The sequence below is a fragment of the Enterobacter cloacae complex sp. S1 genome (assembly GCF_014930525.1).
In the GTDB taxonomy this organism is placed as follows: Bacteria; Pseudomonadota; Gammaproteobacteria; order Enterobacterales; family Enterobacteriaceae; genus Enterobacter; species Enterobacter hormaechei_C.
On the sequence record NZ_JADBRE010000001.1, the window covers coordinates 186,758 to 201,099 of the forward strand.

At 58.7% G+C, this 14,342-nt stretch carries 13 protein-coding genes; 11 read left to right on the forward strand and 2 right to left on the reverse strand.

Annotated elements, in window-relative coordinates:
* Positions 1–45: 45 nt before the first annotated feature.
* The 3 genes from IM290_RS00870 (at position 46) to IM290_RS00880 (ending at position 3,600) form a co-directional block, all read left to right on the forward strand.
* Positions 46–528, forward strand: a complete 483-nt coding sequence (locus IM290_RS00870) for a DUF2501 domain-containing protein (RefSeq protein ID WP_193042026.1) — start codon at positions 46–48, stop codon at positions 526–528.
* A gap of 271 nt (positions 529–799) precedes the next feature.
* Positions 800–3,091 carry a phosphatidylglycerol--membrane-oligosaccharide glycerophosphotransferase gene (opgB, locus tag IM290_RS00875; protein ID WP_193042025.1) on the forward strand — a complete coding sequence of 764 codons (2,292 nt, stop codon included), beginning with the start codon at positions 800–802 and terminating at the stop codon, positions 3,089–3,091.
* On the forward strand, positions 3,091–3,600 hold the full coding sequence (locus IM290_RS00880) for a GNAT family N-acetyltransferase (RefSeq protein WP_032103061.1): 510 nt from the start codon (positions 3,091–3,093) through the stop codon (positions 3,598–3,600). Before opgB ends, IM290_RS00880 begins: the two co-directional genes overlap by 1 nt.
* A gap of 262 nt (positions 3,601–3,862) precedes the next feature.
* On the opposite strand, the gene tsr is transcribed toward IM290_RS00880, so the two are convergent.
* Positions 3,863–5,527: a methyl-accepting chemotaxis protein gene (tsr, locus tag IM290_RS00885; RefSeq protein ID WP_017383845.1), complete on the reverse strand. Its 1,665-nt coding sequence runs from the start codon at positions 5,525–5,527 to the stop codon at positions 3,863–3,865.
* 83 nt (positions 5,528–5,610) lie between these two features.
* Complete coding sequence (gene hpaR, locus IM290_RS00890; RefSeq protein ID WP_017383846.1) at positions 5,611–6,051, reverse strand: homoprotocatechuate degradation operon regulator HpaR; 441 nt, start codon at positions 6,049–6,051, stop codon at positions 5,611–5,613.
* A gap of 271 nt (positions 6,052–6,322) precedes the next feature.
* Between hpaR and hpaG the strand changes: the two genes are divergently transcribed.
* The 8 genes from hpaG to hpaA all read left to right on the forward strand — a co-directional run bounded on the left by hpaG (position 6,323) and on the right by hpaA (position 14,314).
* The gene (gene hpaG, locus IM290_RS00895) at positions 6,323–7,600 is read left to right on the forward strand and encodes a 4-hydroxyphenylacetate degradation bifunctional isomerase/decarboxylase (protein ID WP_193042024.1); all 1,278 of its coding nucleotides are present in this window, start codon (positions 6,323–6,325) and stop codon (positions 7,598–7,600) included.
* Positions 7,597–9,063 carry a 5-carboxymethyl-2-hydroxymuconate semialdehyde dehydrogenase gene (gene hpaE, locus IM290_RS00900; protein WP_023303046.1) on the forward strand — a complete coding sequence of 489 codons (1,467 nt, stop codon included), beginning with the start codon at positions 7,597–7,599 and terminating at the stop codon, positions 9,061–9,063. Before hpaG ends, hpaE begins: the two co-directional genes overlap by 4 nt.
* A gap of 2 nt (positions 9,064–9,065) precedes the next feature.
* A complete protein-coding gene (hpaD, locus tag IM290_RS00905; protein WP_033486716.1) occupies positions 9,066–9,917 on the forward strand; it encodes a 3,4-dihydroxyphenylacetate 2,3-dioxygenase in 852 nt (283 codons plus the stop codon).
* 9 nt (positions 9,918–9,926) lie between these two features.
* Positions 9,927–10,307 carry a 5-carboxymethyl-2-hydroxymuconate Delta-isomerase gene (locus tag IM290_RS00910; protein ID WP_077580065.1) on the forward strand — a complete coding sequence of 127 codons (381 nt, stop codon included), beginning with the start codon at positions 9,927–9,929 and terminating at the stop codon, positions 10,305–10,307.
* Positions 10,308–10,437: 130 nt separating this feature from the next.
* Entirely contained in the window at positions 10,438–11,241 is an 804-nt protein-coding gene (gene hpaH, locus IM290_RS00915; RefSeq protein ID WP_015572593.1) for a 2-oxo-hept-4-ene-1,7-dioate hydratase, read from the forward strand.
* A 9-nt stretch (positions 11,242–11,250) separates the two neighbouring features.
* Entirely contained in the window at positions 11,251–12,045 is a 795-nt protein-coding gene (gene hpaI / locus IM290_RS00920) for a 4-hydroxy-2-oxoheptanedioate aldolase (protein ID WP_015572592.1), read from the forward strand.
* A gap of 21 nt (positions 12,046–12,066) precedes the next feature.
* Entirely contained in the window at positions 12,067–13,410 is a 1,344-nt protein-coding gene (hpaX, locus tag IM290_RS00925) for a 4-hydroxyphenylacetate permease (RefSeq protein ID WP_015572591.1), read from the forward strand.
* Positions 13,382–14,314, forward strand: coding sequence for a 4-hydroxyphenylacetate catabolism regulatory protein HpaA (gene hpaA, locus IM290_RS00930; protein WP_193042023.1), 933 nt, complete (start codon positions 13,382–13,384; stop codon positions 14,312–14,314). Before hpaX ends, hpaA begins: the two co-directional genes overlap by 29 nt.
* The last annotated feature ends 28 nt before the right edge of the window (positions 14,315–14,342 follow it).

Genomic DNA, 14,342 nt, shown 5'->3' on the forward strand with positions numbered 1-14,342 from the left:
TGAACCCACTTTTGGCCCAAAACGGACCTTGTTGAGTAAATCATTATGAAAAAACAGTTCCTTATCAGCATCCTTACTGGCGCCCTGCTGGTGACTGGCGCAGCGCAGGCCGCATCATGGCAGGAGTCGCTCTCCAGCGCAGCAAGTGAGTTAACCAAAGAGAGCGGCACTTCCCAAGGCGGGCTGACAGCCTCGTCCCTCACCGGCCTGCTGAGTAACAGCTCCCAAAGCCTGAGCGCCGGAACGATGAACAACGCGGCGGGCATTCTGGAATACTGCGCGAAGCAGAAACTGGCTTCCGTTACCGATACCGAAAACATCAAAAACCAGGTACTGGGTAAACTGGGTCTGGACACCCAGGAGCAGAAAGCGGACACCAACTATATGGACGGTATTCAGGGTCTGCTGAACGCGCAAAATGGCCAGCAGCTGAACCTCAGCACCCTTGGAAATTCATCTCTGGCGAAACAGGTGAAAACGAAAGCCTGCGATCTGGTGTTGAAACAAGGCATTAATTTCCTCTCCTGATCGCCTCCCATTTTCTGCCACAACACGCCGGGTTTATTACGTTAGTCTTACACCGCGGCGTGAAGTGCGTTTTTTTACCCCCTGCCACCACCTCAGCCTCCGTGTGCCACGATGCGACTGTATTCAAAAATCCGATTTTATAAACCAAATCCTAACAACAGCACACTTTCGTGACACTAAAATTGCAGCTAAGCGACATCGCAATTACATTGTATTACCCAAAAAATAAGCAATTAGCCGGCTAAGCGTCCGGCATGATGAGGATCTGCTGTTGTCAGAGTTAATGTCCCTTGTCCTTTTCCTGGCTTCCATCGGCGTTTATGCCTGGAAAGCTGGTCGTCACACCTGGTGGTTTGTGGCCACCCTGGTGGTGCTCGGCATTTTTATTGTTTTAAACATTACGTTATATGCCAGCGATTACTTTACCGGCGACGGTATTAACGACGCGGTGCTCTACACGTTGACCAACAGCCTGACCGGCGCTGGTGTAGGTAAGTACATCCTTCCGGGCCTGGGGCTGGTGGTCGCCCTGGTGGGCATCTTCGCCACGCTGGCCTGGGTTCTGCGCCGTCGCCGTCACCGTCCGCATCATCATGGCTACAGCCTGCTGGCGCTGTGCCTGGCGCTGGCCTCCGTGGATGCCAGCCCGGCATTCCATCAAATTACCGAGCTGGTAAAATCCCAGTCGCGCGATGGCGATCCGGACTTTGCGGCCTATTACAAAGAACCCTCGAAGAAGATCGACAATCCCAGACTCAACCTGGTCTATATCTACGGCGAAAGTCTGGAACGCACCTATTTTGATAACGATGCTTTCCCGAACCTGACGCCAGAGCTTGGCGCGCTGAAAAACCAGGGCCTCGACTTCAGCCACACCATGCAGCTCCCTGGCACGGATTACACCATCGCCGGGATGGTGGCCTCTCAGTGCGGCATTCCGCTGTTCGCCCCGTTTGAAGGCAACGCCTCCGCCTCAATGTCGAGCTTCTTCCCGCAGAACATTTGCCTCGGCGATATCCTGAAAAATTCGGGCTATGAAAACTACTTTATGCAGGGCGCTAACCTGCGCTTTGCCGGGAAAGATGTGTTCCTGAAATCCCACGGTTTCGATCACCTGTATGGTTCCGAAGAGCTGAAAACCACGGTGGCCGATCCGGCCTACCGCAACGACTGGGGCTTTTACGACGATACCGTTCTGGATGAAACCTGGAAGAAATTCGAGGAGCTTTCCCGCGCCAGTAAACGTTTCTCGCTGTTTGCGTTGACCGTTGACACGCATCATCCGGATGGTTTCGTCTCACGCACCTGTAAACGTCAGGGCTACGACATTGACGGTAAAAACAACAAGTCGTTCAGCGCCGTTACCTGTAGCCAGGAGCATATCGCGGCGTTAATCGAGAAAATCAAAGCGTCGCCGTATTTCAAAAATACGGTCATCGTCGTCTCATCTGACCATCTGGCGATGAAAAACAGCGCCTGGGATGAGCTGAATAAGCTGGATCGCAGCAACCTGTTCTTTGTGCTGCGCGGCGATAAACCGCAGCAGGAGATCATTGCCGCTAAACGTAACTCGATGGATAACGGCGCTACCGTGCTGGATATTCTGGGTGGCGATAACTTCATTGGCCTGGGCCGCAGTACGCTGTCGGGCCAGTCCCTGTCGGAAATCTTCCTCAACATGAAGGAAAAAATCCTCGCCTGGAAGCCGGATATCATTCGTCTGTGGAACTTCCCGAAAGAGATAAAAGATTTCACCATCGATCAGGATAAAAAAATGATCGCGTTCTCCGGCAGCCATTTCCGCCTGCCGCTGCTGCTGCGCGTGTCGGATAACCGCGTCGAGCCGCTGCCGGAAAGCGAATACTCCGCGCCACTGCGCTTCCAACTGGCGGAATTTGCCCCGCGCGATAATTTCGTCTGGGTCGACAAATGCTACAAAATGGGCCAGCTCTGGTCGCAACAGCTGTCGCTGTCCACCGACTGGTGCGTCTCTCAGGGGCAACTCGGCGGCGAGCAGACCGTGCAACACGTTGACAAACCGCAGTGGCAGGGAAAAACCGCGTTTAAAGATACGATTATTGATACCGCACGCTATCAGCGCAACGTAGACCTGCTGAAAATCGTCGACAACGACATTCGTTATAAAGCAGACAGCTTCATCTTTAATGTTGCCGGCGCGCCGGAAGAGGTGAAGCAGTTCAGCGGTATTTCACGGCCGGAATCCTGGGGGCGCTGGTCTAACGCGCAGTTGGGCGATGAGGTGAAAATTGAGTATACCCATCCGCTGCCGGAGAAATTCGATCTGGTGATCACCGCCAGGGCATTTGGCCCCAACGCAAATCGTCCTATACCGGTGCGCGTCGGTGATAAAGAACAGACGCTGACGCTGAGCAATGACGTCACCACCAGCACGCTGCACTTCGATAACCCAACGCGCAGCAATACGCTGGTCATTGTGCCACCCGATCCGCAGTCCACTAACGAAGGGAATATTCTCGGTCACGCTCCGCGCAAGCTGGGGATCGGCATGGTGGAGATTAAAATTGTGAGCAGCGCTGGCTGATGACGGCGTTCACTCTTCGCCCGACGCGCATCGACGACGTCGCTGCCCTGCCCGCCATTGAACGCGCGGCGGGGCAGCGGTTTCGCGACGTTCCTGAGCTGGCCTGGCTGGCAGACAATGAGGTTATTTCTGTTGAAGATCACCTCGGTTACGCCGGACGCGGATTAAGCTGGCTGGCGCTGGCTGACGACAGGCCCGTGGGTTTTATCCTCGCCGAAGCTCATCCATCGTCGCTGTTTATTGTGGAACTGTCGGTTCACCTGGACTGGCAGGGACGAGGTCTCGGACGCCAGTTAATCGCCCGCGCCGCCGCGCATGCCCGCAGTCTGGGGCTGAACTCGCTGACGTTAACGACGTTTCGTGATGTCCCGTGGAATGCGCCCTTCTACAGGCGATTAGGGTTTGAAATGATGACAACGCTGACGCCGGAACTGCGCCAGAAACGCGAGGAAGAGACGGCGCACGGTTTAGCGTATGGTTCCCGCTGCGCCATGCGCCTGCCTCTGTAAAATCGCCCGGTGGCGCTGCGCTTACCGGGCCTACNNAGGCCGGGTAAGGCGAAGCCGCCCCCGACAAAACCCACAATCCGTAGGCCGGGTAAGGCGTAGCCGCGACCCGGCGAAACGCACAACCCGTAGGCCGGGTCAGGCGCAGCCGCCACCCGGCAAAACGCACATCCCGTAGGCCGGGTCAGGCGCAGCCGCCACCCGGCAAAACGCACAATCCGTAGGCCGGGTCAGGCGCAGCCGCCACCCGGCAAAACGCACAGCGTCAGAACGTTTCCCAGTTATCGCCCGCATCTGCGGTAGCCGGTTTACGCGCTACTACCGGTGCGGCAACGCTTTTCGCCGAGGCGAACTCGCGCGCCTTCATCTGTTCCTGCTGAATACGGAACACCGCAACGGCCTGCGTCAGACGGCTCGCCTGCTCTTCCAGTGCCGCGGCCGCCGCCGCAGACTCTTCCACCAGCGAGGCGTTCTGCTGGGTCACGCGATCCATCTCAGCCACCGCCAGCCCAACCTGGTCGATACCGCGGCTCTGCTCGTCAGACGCAGACGCGATTTCGCCCATGATATCCGTCACGCGCGTTACCGCATTCACGATCTCACCCATGGTTTCACCCGCGCTTTCAACAAGCGTTGAACCAATTTCCACGCGCCCCACGGAGTCTTCAATCAGGCTCTTGATCTCGCGAGCCGCCTGGGCGCTGCGCTGCGCCAGGTTTCGGACTTCACCTGCAACCACCGCAAAACCACGCCCCTGCTCGCCCGCACGCGCCGCTTCTACCGCCGCGTTCAGCGCCAGAATATTGGTCTGGAAGGCAATCCCGTCGATCACGCTGATGATATCGGCGATTTTCTGCGAACTGCCGGCGATGTCACGCATGGTCTGCACCACGTTATCCACCACCTTGCCGCCTTTCTGCGCGGTTTCAGACGCGCTCAGCGCCAGGTTGCTCGCCTGACGGGCGTTCTCGGCGTTCTGCTTCACGGTGGCAGTCAGCTGTTCCATGCTGGCGGCGGTCTCTTCCAGAGAGGCAGCCTGCTGTTCGGTACGGGATGAGAGATCGTTATTGCCCATCGAGATTTCGCTCGCACCACTGTAAATGGCGTTTGCGCCGTTACGCACGTCACCCACGGTACGCACCAGCTCGCCCTGCATATGGCGCAGGGAGTCAGCCAGTACACCCATCTCGTTGGAGCCTTCCACGTCGATGCGCTTCACCAGGTCGCCGCTGGCGATATGACGAATGCTGTCAATCAGACGGTTCAGCGGCGAAATCAGCGCCTGACGAATACCCAGCCAGACGGCAACAATCACCACCAGCACCGCAGCCAGCACGCTAATCAGCACCCAGATAGCCTGGCGGTAAGAGCTGTTGCTGTCTTCAACCGCGGTCTGATACAGCGCGTCGTTCTGTTGCAGGTAGTTGACGTACTGCTTCTCAAAGCCATCCTGATAGCTCTGGGTCGGCTGGTCGAAGAACTCATTGATTTTGCCCGCCCCCAGCAGCTGGATCAGCTCAGCCAGCGCGCCATGGTAAATATCGTAATTACGTTTGATTTCCAGTGCCGCAGCGTCGCTCTGACGCGGGTCGCGCGGCAGCGCTTCGTAATCCGCCCAGTTTTTTTCCGCCTGTTTCAGAGACGCAGAGGCAATCTGCATCAGCTCGGCGACGGTTGAGCCGCTGCCGATATTGTTCTGATCCATCATATAGCGGATACCCGCGCGGTTCAGGGTGTTACGGGTTTGCAGCAGCGCCACCCAGCTACCGTTCAGGGTGGATTGTTGCTGGCGAATGGTTTGCAGGATGGTGAAATTCTCTTTGTCATGCTTCAGGGCATTGAAGAAAAGACCACCAGACGTGAGTTGTAAAAGGCCAAATATCGCTAAAACCAGCAGTAAGCTGGTGACAATCTTGATTCGGTTTAACATGTTTTCTCTTTCCTCAGGCAGATACAGAATATTCGGCCTGGCATGAGAAAACTTTACGAAAATCATCCTGGAATTTAGGGTTTTTACGCTTCGTCCCTCGCGGCGATATGTCGGTTTCCAAGTTCAATAAACTCTTCCAGCAGCGCCGTGAGCTGCTTCATCTTCTCAGGCGTATATTCCGCCTCTATCTGCTGGTACGCCTCTTCCACCTGAGCCTGAGCACGCTGGTACAGCGCGTTGCCTTCTTTCGTCAGCGACACGTACAGCTTGCGCTGGTCAGTCACCGGTTTTAAGCGCAGCACCAGACCGTCGCGCTCCATCCGCGTCAGAATGCCGGTCAGGCTTGGGCGCAAAATGCAGGTGCGGAACGCCAGATCGTGAAAATCCATGGAGGGATGCTCGGCCAGCACGCGGACGATACGCCACTGCTGCTCGGTCAGATTATGCCGCTTCACTATCGGGCGGAAGTAGCCCATCGCCGCTTCACGCGCCTGCAACAGCGCGATGGTTAATGAGTCATGCATCATCTACCCCTTACATCATTAACAAATAAACAATTAAAAACAGATGCTTTTATAGACGACAACACGTTTTAACCCAAAAAGTCTAACAGAAACAAAGCTATTTTTTTAACCTATTGATTTAAATATAGATTCAACCTTTTATGTAAATTTATTGTTATTTGCATCACAAATTATTCACTTCTGATTGCGAAACGAACAGCAAAAGCATAAAACCAGATCATTAACATATTAATGAAATCAAAACCGAACAGCCGGTTTGAGGAGTATGGGAATGAAAGGTACTGTTTTTGCCGTAGCGCTAAACCACCAAAGCCAGCGTGTGGCCTGGGCTGAGGCGTTTGAAAAAGCCCCCTATAACGCGCCGCCAAAAACGGCGGTGTGGTTTATCAAGCCACATAACACTGTTATCCGCGCAGGCGAACCGATTCCCTTCCCGCAGGGAGAAACCGTGTTAAGCGGCGCGACGGTGGCGCTGGTGGTGGGCAAAACCGCCAGCAAAGTACGCGTTGAAGAGGCGGCGGCGTACATCGCCGGCTACGCGCTGGCTAACGAAATCAGCCTGCCGGAAGAGAGCTTCTACCGTCCGGCGATCAAGGCCAAATGCCGGGATGGATTTTGCCCGCTCGGCGAACCTGTCGCCGTTGATAACGTGGATAATCTGACCATCATCACCGACATCAACGGCCGCGAAGCGGACCACTGGAACACGGCCGATCTGCACCGCAACGCCACCGAACTGCTGAGCGCCCTGAGCGAATTTGCCACCCTGAACCCCGGCGATGCGATATTGCTCGGCACTCCGCAAAGCCGCGTCGAAGTTCGCCCGGGCGATCGGGTACGTATTCTGGCAGAAGGATTTCCGCCGCTGGAAAACCCGGTGGTGGAGGAACGCGACGTTGCCATCGCTTCGCGCAAGCCGCCGCACGCCACGCTGTTCGCCCTCGGCCTGAACTACGCCGATCACGCCAGCGAGCTGGACTTCAAACCGCCCACCGAGCCGCTGGTATTTATCAAAGCGCCAAACACCTTTAACGGCGACAACCAGACCTCGGTGCGCCCAAACAACATTGAATACATGCATTACGAAGCCGAGCTGGTGGTGGTCATCGGCAAAACCGCGCGCAAGGTCAGCGAAGCCGAGGCGATGGACTACGTGGCGGGCTATACGGTGTGCAACGACTACGCCATCCGCGATTATCTCGAAAACTACTATCGCCCGAACCTGCGGGTGAAAAGCCGCGACGGGCTGACCCCCATCAGCCCGAACGTAGTGCCAAAAGAAGCCATTCCTGACCCGCACAACCTTCGTCTTCGCACCTACGTCAACGGTGAACTGCGTCAGGAAGGCACCACGGCAGACCTGATCTTCAGCATCCCTTACTTGATTGCGTATCTGAGTGATTTCATGACCCTGCAACCGGGCGACATGATTGCCACCGGCACGCCGAAGGGGCTGTCCGACGTGGTGCCGGGCGATGAGGTGGTGGTGGAAGTGGAAGGCGTAGGCCGTCTGGTAAACCGAATTGTCAGTGAGGAGACTGCAAAATGAAAAAGATTAACCACTGGATCAACGGTAAAAACGTCGCCGGAAGTGAGTACTTCCACACCACCAACCCGGCCTCCGGCGAGGTGCTGGCAGAAGTGGCCTCCGGCGGCGAAGCCGAAATCCATCAGGCCGTTGCCGCCGCCAAAGAGGCGTTCCCGAAATGGGCCAACCTGCCGATGAAGGAGCGCGCGCGCCTGATGCGTCGCCTGGGGGATCTGATTGACCAGAACGTGCCGGACATTGCCGCGATGGAAACCGCCGACACCGGCCTGCCGATCCACCAGACCAAAAACGTGCTCATTCCGCGCGCCTCGCACAACTTCGAGTTCTTCGCCGAGGTGTGCCAGCAGATGAACGGCAAAACCTACCCGGTCGACGACAAGATGCTCAACTACACCCTGGTGCAGCCGGTGGGTGTCTGCGCGCTGGTGTCGCCGTGGAACGTGCCGTTTATGACCGCCACCTGGAAGGTCGCGCCGTGCCTGGCCTTAGGGAATACCGCGGTGCTGAAGATGTCTGAACTCTCCCCGCTGACCGCTGACCGTCTGGGCGAGCTGGCGCTGGAGGCGGGCATTCCGGCGGGCGTGCTCAACGTGGTGCAGGGCTACGGTGCGACGGCAGGCGACGCGCTGGTGCGCCATCACGACGTGCGCGCCGTCTCCTTCACCGGCGGTACCGCCACCGGGCGCAACATCATGAAAAACGCCGGGCTGAAGAAGTATTCCATGGAGCTGGGCGGCAAATCGCCGGTGCTGATTTTCGAAGACGCAGACATCGAGCGCGCGCTGGACGCCGCCCTGTTCACCATTTTCTCCATCAACGGCGAACGCTGCACCGCCGGCTCGCGCATCTTCATCCAGCAGAGCATCTACCCGGAGTTCGTCAAACGCTTTGCCGAGCGCGCCAACCGCCTGCGCGTGGGCGACCCGACCGATCCGAACACCCAGATTGGCGCGCTCATCAGCCAGCAGCACTGGGAAAAAGTCTCCGGCTACATCCGCCTCGGCATTGAAGAGGGGGCAACCCTGCTGGCGGGCGGCCCGGACAAACCGACCGATCTGCCTGCGCACCTGAAAGGCGGCAACTTCCTGCGCCCGACCGTGCTGGCGGATGTCGATAACCGCATGCGCGTGGCGCAGGAGGAGATCTTCGGGCCAGTGGCCTGCCTGCTGCCGTTTAAGGATGAAGCGGAAGGCCTGCGCCTGGCGAACGACGTGGAGTACGGCCTGGCATCTTACATCTGGACCCAGGACGTTAGCAAAGTGCTGCGTCTGGCGCGCAGCATCGAAGCGGGCATGGTGTTCGTCAACACCCAGAACGTGCGCGACCTGCGCCAGCCGTTTGGCGGCGTGAAGGCCTCCGGCACCGGGCGTGAGGGCGGCGAGTACAGCTTCGAGGTCTTCGCGGAGATGAAGAACGTCTGTATCTCCATGGGTGACCATCCGATTCCAAAGTGGGGGATCTGATCATGGGAAAATTAGCCTTAGCAGCAAAAATCACACACGTTCCGTCAATGTATCTCTCTGAACTGCCGGGCAAAAACCACGGCTGCCGCCAGTCGGCCATCGACGGGCATAAAGAGATCAGCAAGCGCTGCCGCGAGCTGGGCGTGGACACCATTATCGTCTTCGACACCCACTGGCTGGTGAACAGCGCGTATCACATCAACTGCGCGGACCATTTTTCGGGCGTCTACACCAGCAACGAGCTGCCGCATTTTATTCGCGACATGACCTACGACTACGACGGCAACCCGGAACTCGGCCAGCTGATTGCCGACGAAGCGGTGAAGCTTGGCGTTCGCGCCAAGGCGCACAACATCCCGAGCCTGAAGCTGGAGTACGGCACGCTGGTGCCGATGCGCTACATGAACGCGGATAAGCACTTCAAAGTGATCTCCATCTCGGCGTTCTGCACGGTTCACGACTTCGCCGACAGCCGCAGGCTGGGCGAGGCCATCATCAGTGCCATCGAAAAATACGACGGCACCGTGGCGGTGCTTGCCAGCGGCTCGCTCTCGCACCGCTTTATCGACGACCAGCGTGCGGAGGAAGGGATGAACAGCTACACCCGCGAGTTTGACCGTCAGATGGACGAGCGCGTGGTGAAGCTGTGGCGCGAGGGTCAGTTCAAGGAGTTTTGCAGCATGCTGCCGGAGTACGCCGACTACTGCTACGGCGAGGGCAATATGCACGACACGGTGATGCTGCTGGGGATGCTCGGCTGGGACAAATACGACGGTAAGGTGGAGTTTCTCACCGAGCTGTTCGCCAGCTCCGGCACCGGCCAGGTCAACGCCGTTTTCCCGCTGCCCGCGTAAGGAGCCACCATGCCGCACTTTATTGCTGAATGTACCGACAACATCCGCGAAGAGGCCGACCTGCCAGGGCTGTTCGCCAAAGTGAACGAGGCGCTCGCCGCCACGGGCATCTTCCCCATCGGCGGCATCCGCAGCCGCGCCCACTGGCTGGACACCTGGCAGATGGCAGACGGTAAGCACGATTACGCCTTTGTGCATATGACGCTGAAGATTGGCGCGGGGCGCAGCCTGGAAAGCCGGAAAGAGGTCGGTGAAATGCTGTTTGCGCTGATCAAAACGCACTTCGCGGAGCTAATGGCGGGCCGTTATCTGGCGCTCTCTTTCGCCATGGAAGAACTCGATCCGACGCTGAACTACAAACAAAACAACGTGCACGCGTTGTTTAAGTAATACCGCACGGTCTGTCCCCTCTCCCTCCGGGAGAGGGTTAGGGTGAGGGGAAATCTCTGCGGCCTGATGCCCTCACCCCGGCCCTCTCCCACAGGGAGAGGGAGAAAACAAATAAAAACAGGATATCGCCATGCTCGACAAACACACCCATACCCTGATCGCCCACCGCCTGCATCAGGCGGAACAATCCCGGGAGCAGATCCGCGCGATCTCGCTGGAGTACCCGGAGATCACCATTGAAGACGCCTACGCCGTCCAGCGCGAATGGGTGAGCCTGAAAATCGCCGAAGGCCGCGTGCTGAAAGGCCACAAGATCGGCCTCACCTCCAAAGCGATGCAGGCCAGCTCGCAGATCAGCGAGCCGGACTACGGCGCGCTGCTGGACGATATGTTCTTCCACGACGGCAGCGACATCCCCGTGGATCGCTTTATCGTCCCGCGTATCGAAGTGGAGCTGGCCTTCGTGCTGGCAAAACCGCTGCGCGGCCCGAACTGCACGATCTTCGACGTCTACAACGCCACGGATTACGTCATCCCTGCCCTGGAGCTGATCGACGCCCGCTGCCATAACGTTGACCCGGAAACCCAGCGCCCGCGCAAGGTGTTCGACACCATCTCCGATAACGCCGCCAACGCGGGCGTGATCCTCGGCGGCCGCCCGATTAAACCCGACGAGCTGGATCTGCGCTGGATCTCCGCCCTGCTCTACCGCAACGGTGTGATCGAAGAGACCGGGGTCGCCGCAGGCGTGCTTAACCACCCGGCAAACGGCGTGGCGTGGCTGGCGAACAAACTCGCGCCATACGACGTGCAGCTTGAGCCAGGCCAGATCATCCTCGGCGGCTCGTTTACCCGCCCGGTTGCCGCCAGCAGAGGCGACACCTTCCACGTCGACTACGGCAACATGGGCTCGATTAGCTGCCGCTTTGTGTAGGAGTGCACCATGGAAAACGCATTTAAGACCGCGCTGAAAGCCGGAAAGCCACAAATCGGCCTGTGGCTGGGGCTGACCAGCAGCTACAGCGCTGAGCTACTGGCCGGGGCCGGTTTTGACTGGCTGCTGATCGACGGGGAGCACGCGCCGAACAGCGTGCAGACCGTCCTGACTCAGCTCCAGGCCATCGCCCCTTATCCCAGCCAGCCGGTGGTGCGCCCATCGTGGAACGATCCGGTGCAGATCAAGCAGCTGCTGGACGTGGGGGCGCAAACCCTGCTGGTGCCGATGGTGCAAAACGCCGACGAAGCCCGTCTGGCGGTCAGCGCCACCCGCTATCCGCCTGCCGGCATTCGCGGCGTCGGCAGCGCGCTGGCGCGGGCGTCGCGCTGGAACCGCATCCCGGAGTATCTGCATCAGGCTAACGACGCCATGTGCGTGCTGGTGCAAATCGAAACTCGCGAGGCGCTGAAAAACCTGCCGCAGATCCTGGACGTGGAAGGGGTGGACGGCGTGTTTATCGGCCCGGCGGATCTGAGCGCCGACATGGGCTTCGCCGGTAATCCGCAGCACCCGGAGGTGCAGGCCGCCATTGAACAGGCGATCGCGCAGATCCTCAGCGCGGGCAAAGCGCCCGGCATCCTGATGGCGAATGAACAGCTGGCAAAACGCTATCTCAGCCTCGGCGCGTTGTTTGTCGCGGTCGGCGTGGATACCACCCTGCTCGCCCGCAGCGCCGAAGCGCTGGCGGCCCGCTTTACCGACGTCACCACAGCAGTTGATAACAATAAATCCGTCTACTAAACGTACGATGTGGAGCGCAACATGACGACCTCAACCCTGCATAATAAAGCTGTTGAACATCGCGTTATTAATAAGCTGTTCCGTCGTTTGATCGTGTTTCTTTTTATCTTGTTTGTTTTCTCGTTTCTGGATCGCATCAACATCGGCTTTGCCGGGCTGACGATGGGCAAAGATCTGGGCCTCACGTCGACCATGTTTGGCCTGGCCGCGACGCTGTTTTACGTGACCTACGTGCTGTGCGGTATCCCCAGCAACATCATGCTGGCGAAGGTCGGCGCCCGCCGCTGGATCGCCGGGATCATGGTGGTGTGGGGCATCGCCTCTACCTGCACCATGTTCGCCACCAGCCCCGAAACGCTCTACGTCCTGCGCATGCTGGTGGGCATTGCCGAAGCCGGTTTCCTGCCGGGCATTCTGGTCTATCTCACCTGGTGGTTCCCGGCGTATCACCGCGCCCGCGCCAACGCGCTGTTTATGATCGCCATGCCGGTGACCATGATGCTCGGCTCGATCCTCTCCGGGTACATTCTGGCGATGGACGGGCTGTGGAACCTGAAGGGCTGGCAGTGGCTGTTCCTGCTGGAGGGGCTGCCATCGGTGGTGCTCGGCGTGGTGACCTGGTTCTACCTTAACGACACCCCGGATCAGGCCACCTGGCTGGATGATGACGAAAAGCAGGCACTCAAAACGATGATCGCCCGCGAACAGGAGCTGGCCATTGCGCACGCCGCCACGCCGCGCTCGACGCTGCGCGAGGTGCTGACGCCCGCCGTGCTGCTCTACACGCTGGCCTACTTCTGCCTGACGAATACGCTGAGCGCGATCAACATCTGGACGCCGCAGATCCTACAAAGCTTCAATACCGGCAGCAGCAATATCGTGATTGGCCTGCTGGCGGCGATCCCGCAGTTTTGCACCATCCTCGGGATGATCTGGTGGAGCCGCCGCTCCGACAGGCTGAAAGAGCGAAAAAAGCACACCATCCTGCCGTATCTGTTTGCCGCGGCGGGATGGATGCTGGCCTCGGCGACCGATCACAGCCTGATCCAGCTGCTTGGCATCATCATGGCCTCAACCGGATCGTTTACCGCCATGGCGATATTCTGGACCACGCCGGATCAGGTTATTAGCCTGCAATCCCGCGCGGTGGCGCTGGCGGTGATCAACGCCATCGGCAACGTCGGGTCTGCCGTCAGCCCATTGCTGATAGGTATTCTGCGCGACGCGACCGGCAGCTTCAGCTCGGGACTGTGGTTCGTGGCGGGCCTGCTGGTGGTGGGCGCGCTGGTGCTGACGCGCATTCCGATGACACAGCGGGATCAACAGAGGAACGATCATGTGCCAGAGCCCCATCGCCAACATTGATATCAGCAAGGATTACGACGAAAGTCTGGGCACCGACGATGTGCACTACCAGTCGTTTGCCCGCATGGCGGCCTTTTTTGGCCGCGACATGCAGGCGCACCGCCACGACCAGTATTTTCAGATGCATTTTCTCGACACCGGGCAGATTGAGCTCCAGCTCGACGACCACCGTTACTCGGTGCAGGCGCCGCTGTTCGTGCTAACGCCACCGTCGGTGCCGCACGCGTTTATTACCGAATCCGACAGCGACGGCCACGTGCTGACGGTGCGCGAGGATCTCATCTGGCCGCTGTTAGAAGTGCTCTACCCCGGTACGCGGGAAGCGTTCGGCCTGCCGGGGATCTGCCTGTCGCTTGCCGACAGGCCTGACGAGCTGGCGGCGCTGAAGCACTACTGGCAGCTGATTGCCCGGGAATCCACGGAACAACTGCCCGGTCGCGAGCATACGCTGGTCCTGCTGGCGCAGGCGGTATTTACCCTGCTGCTGCGCAACGCGAAGCTCGACGACCACGCTTCGGGCGGCATGCGCGGCGAGCTGAAGCTTTTTCAGCGCTTTAACCAGCTGACAGATGCTCATTACCACGAGCACTGGACGGTGCCGGAGTATGCCAGCGAATTGCATCTCACCGAATCTCGCCTGACCGATATCTGTCGCCGCTTCGCCAACCGCTCGCCGAAACGGCTGATCTTCGACCGCCAGCTGCGGGAAGCCAGACGTTTACTACTGTTTTCCGACAGCGCGGTCAGCGAGATTGCCTGGCAGCTGGGGTTTAAGGACCCGGCCTATTTTGCCCGGTTTTTTAACCGCTTAGTGGGGTGTTCGCCGAGCGCGTATCGGGCGCAGAAAGTACCGGTATCGCCTGTTCCCCTCACCCCTGCCCTCTCCCAAAGGGAGAGGGAGTAACCGTCCCCTCTCCCTTTGGGAGAGGGTT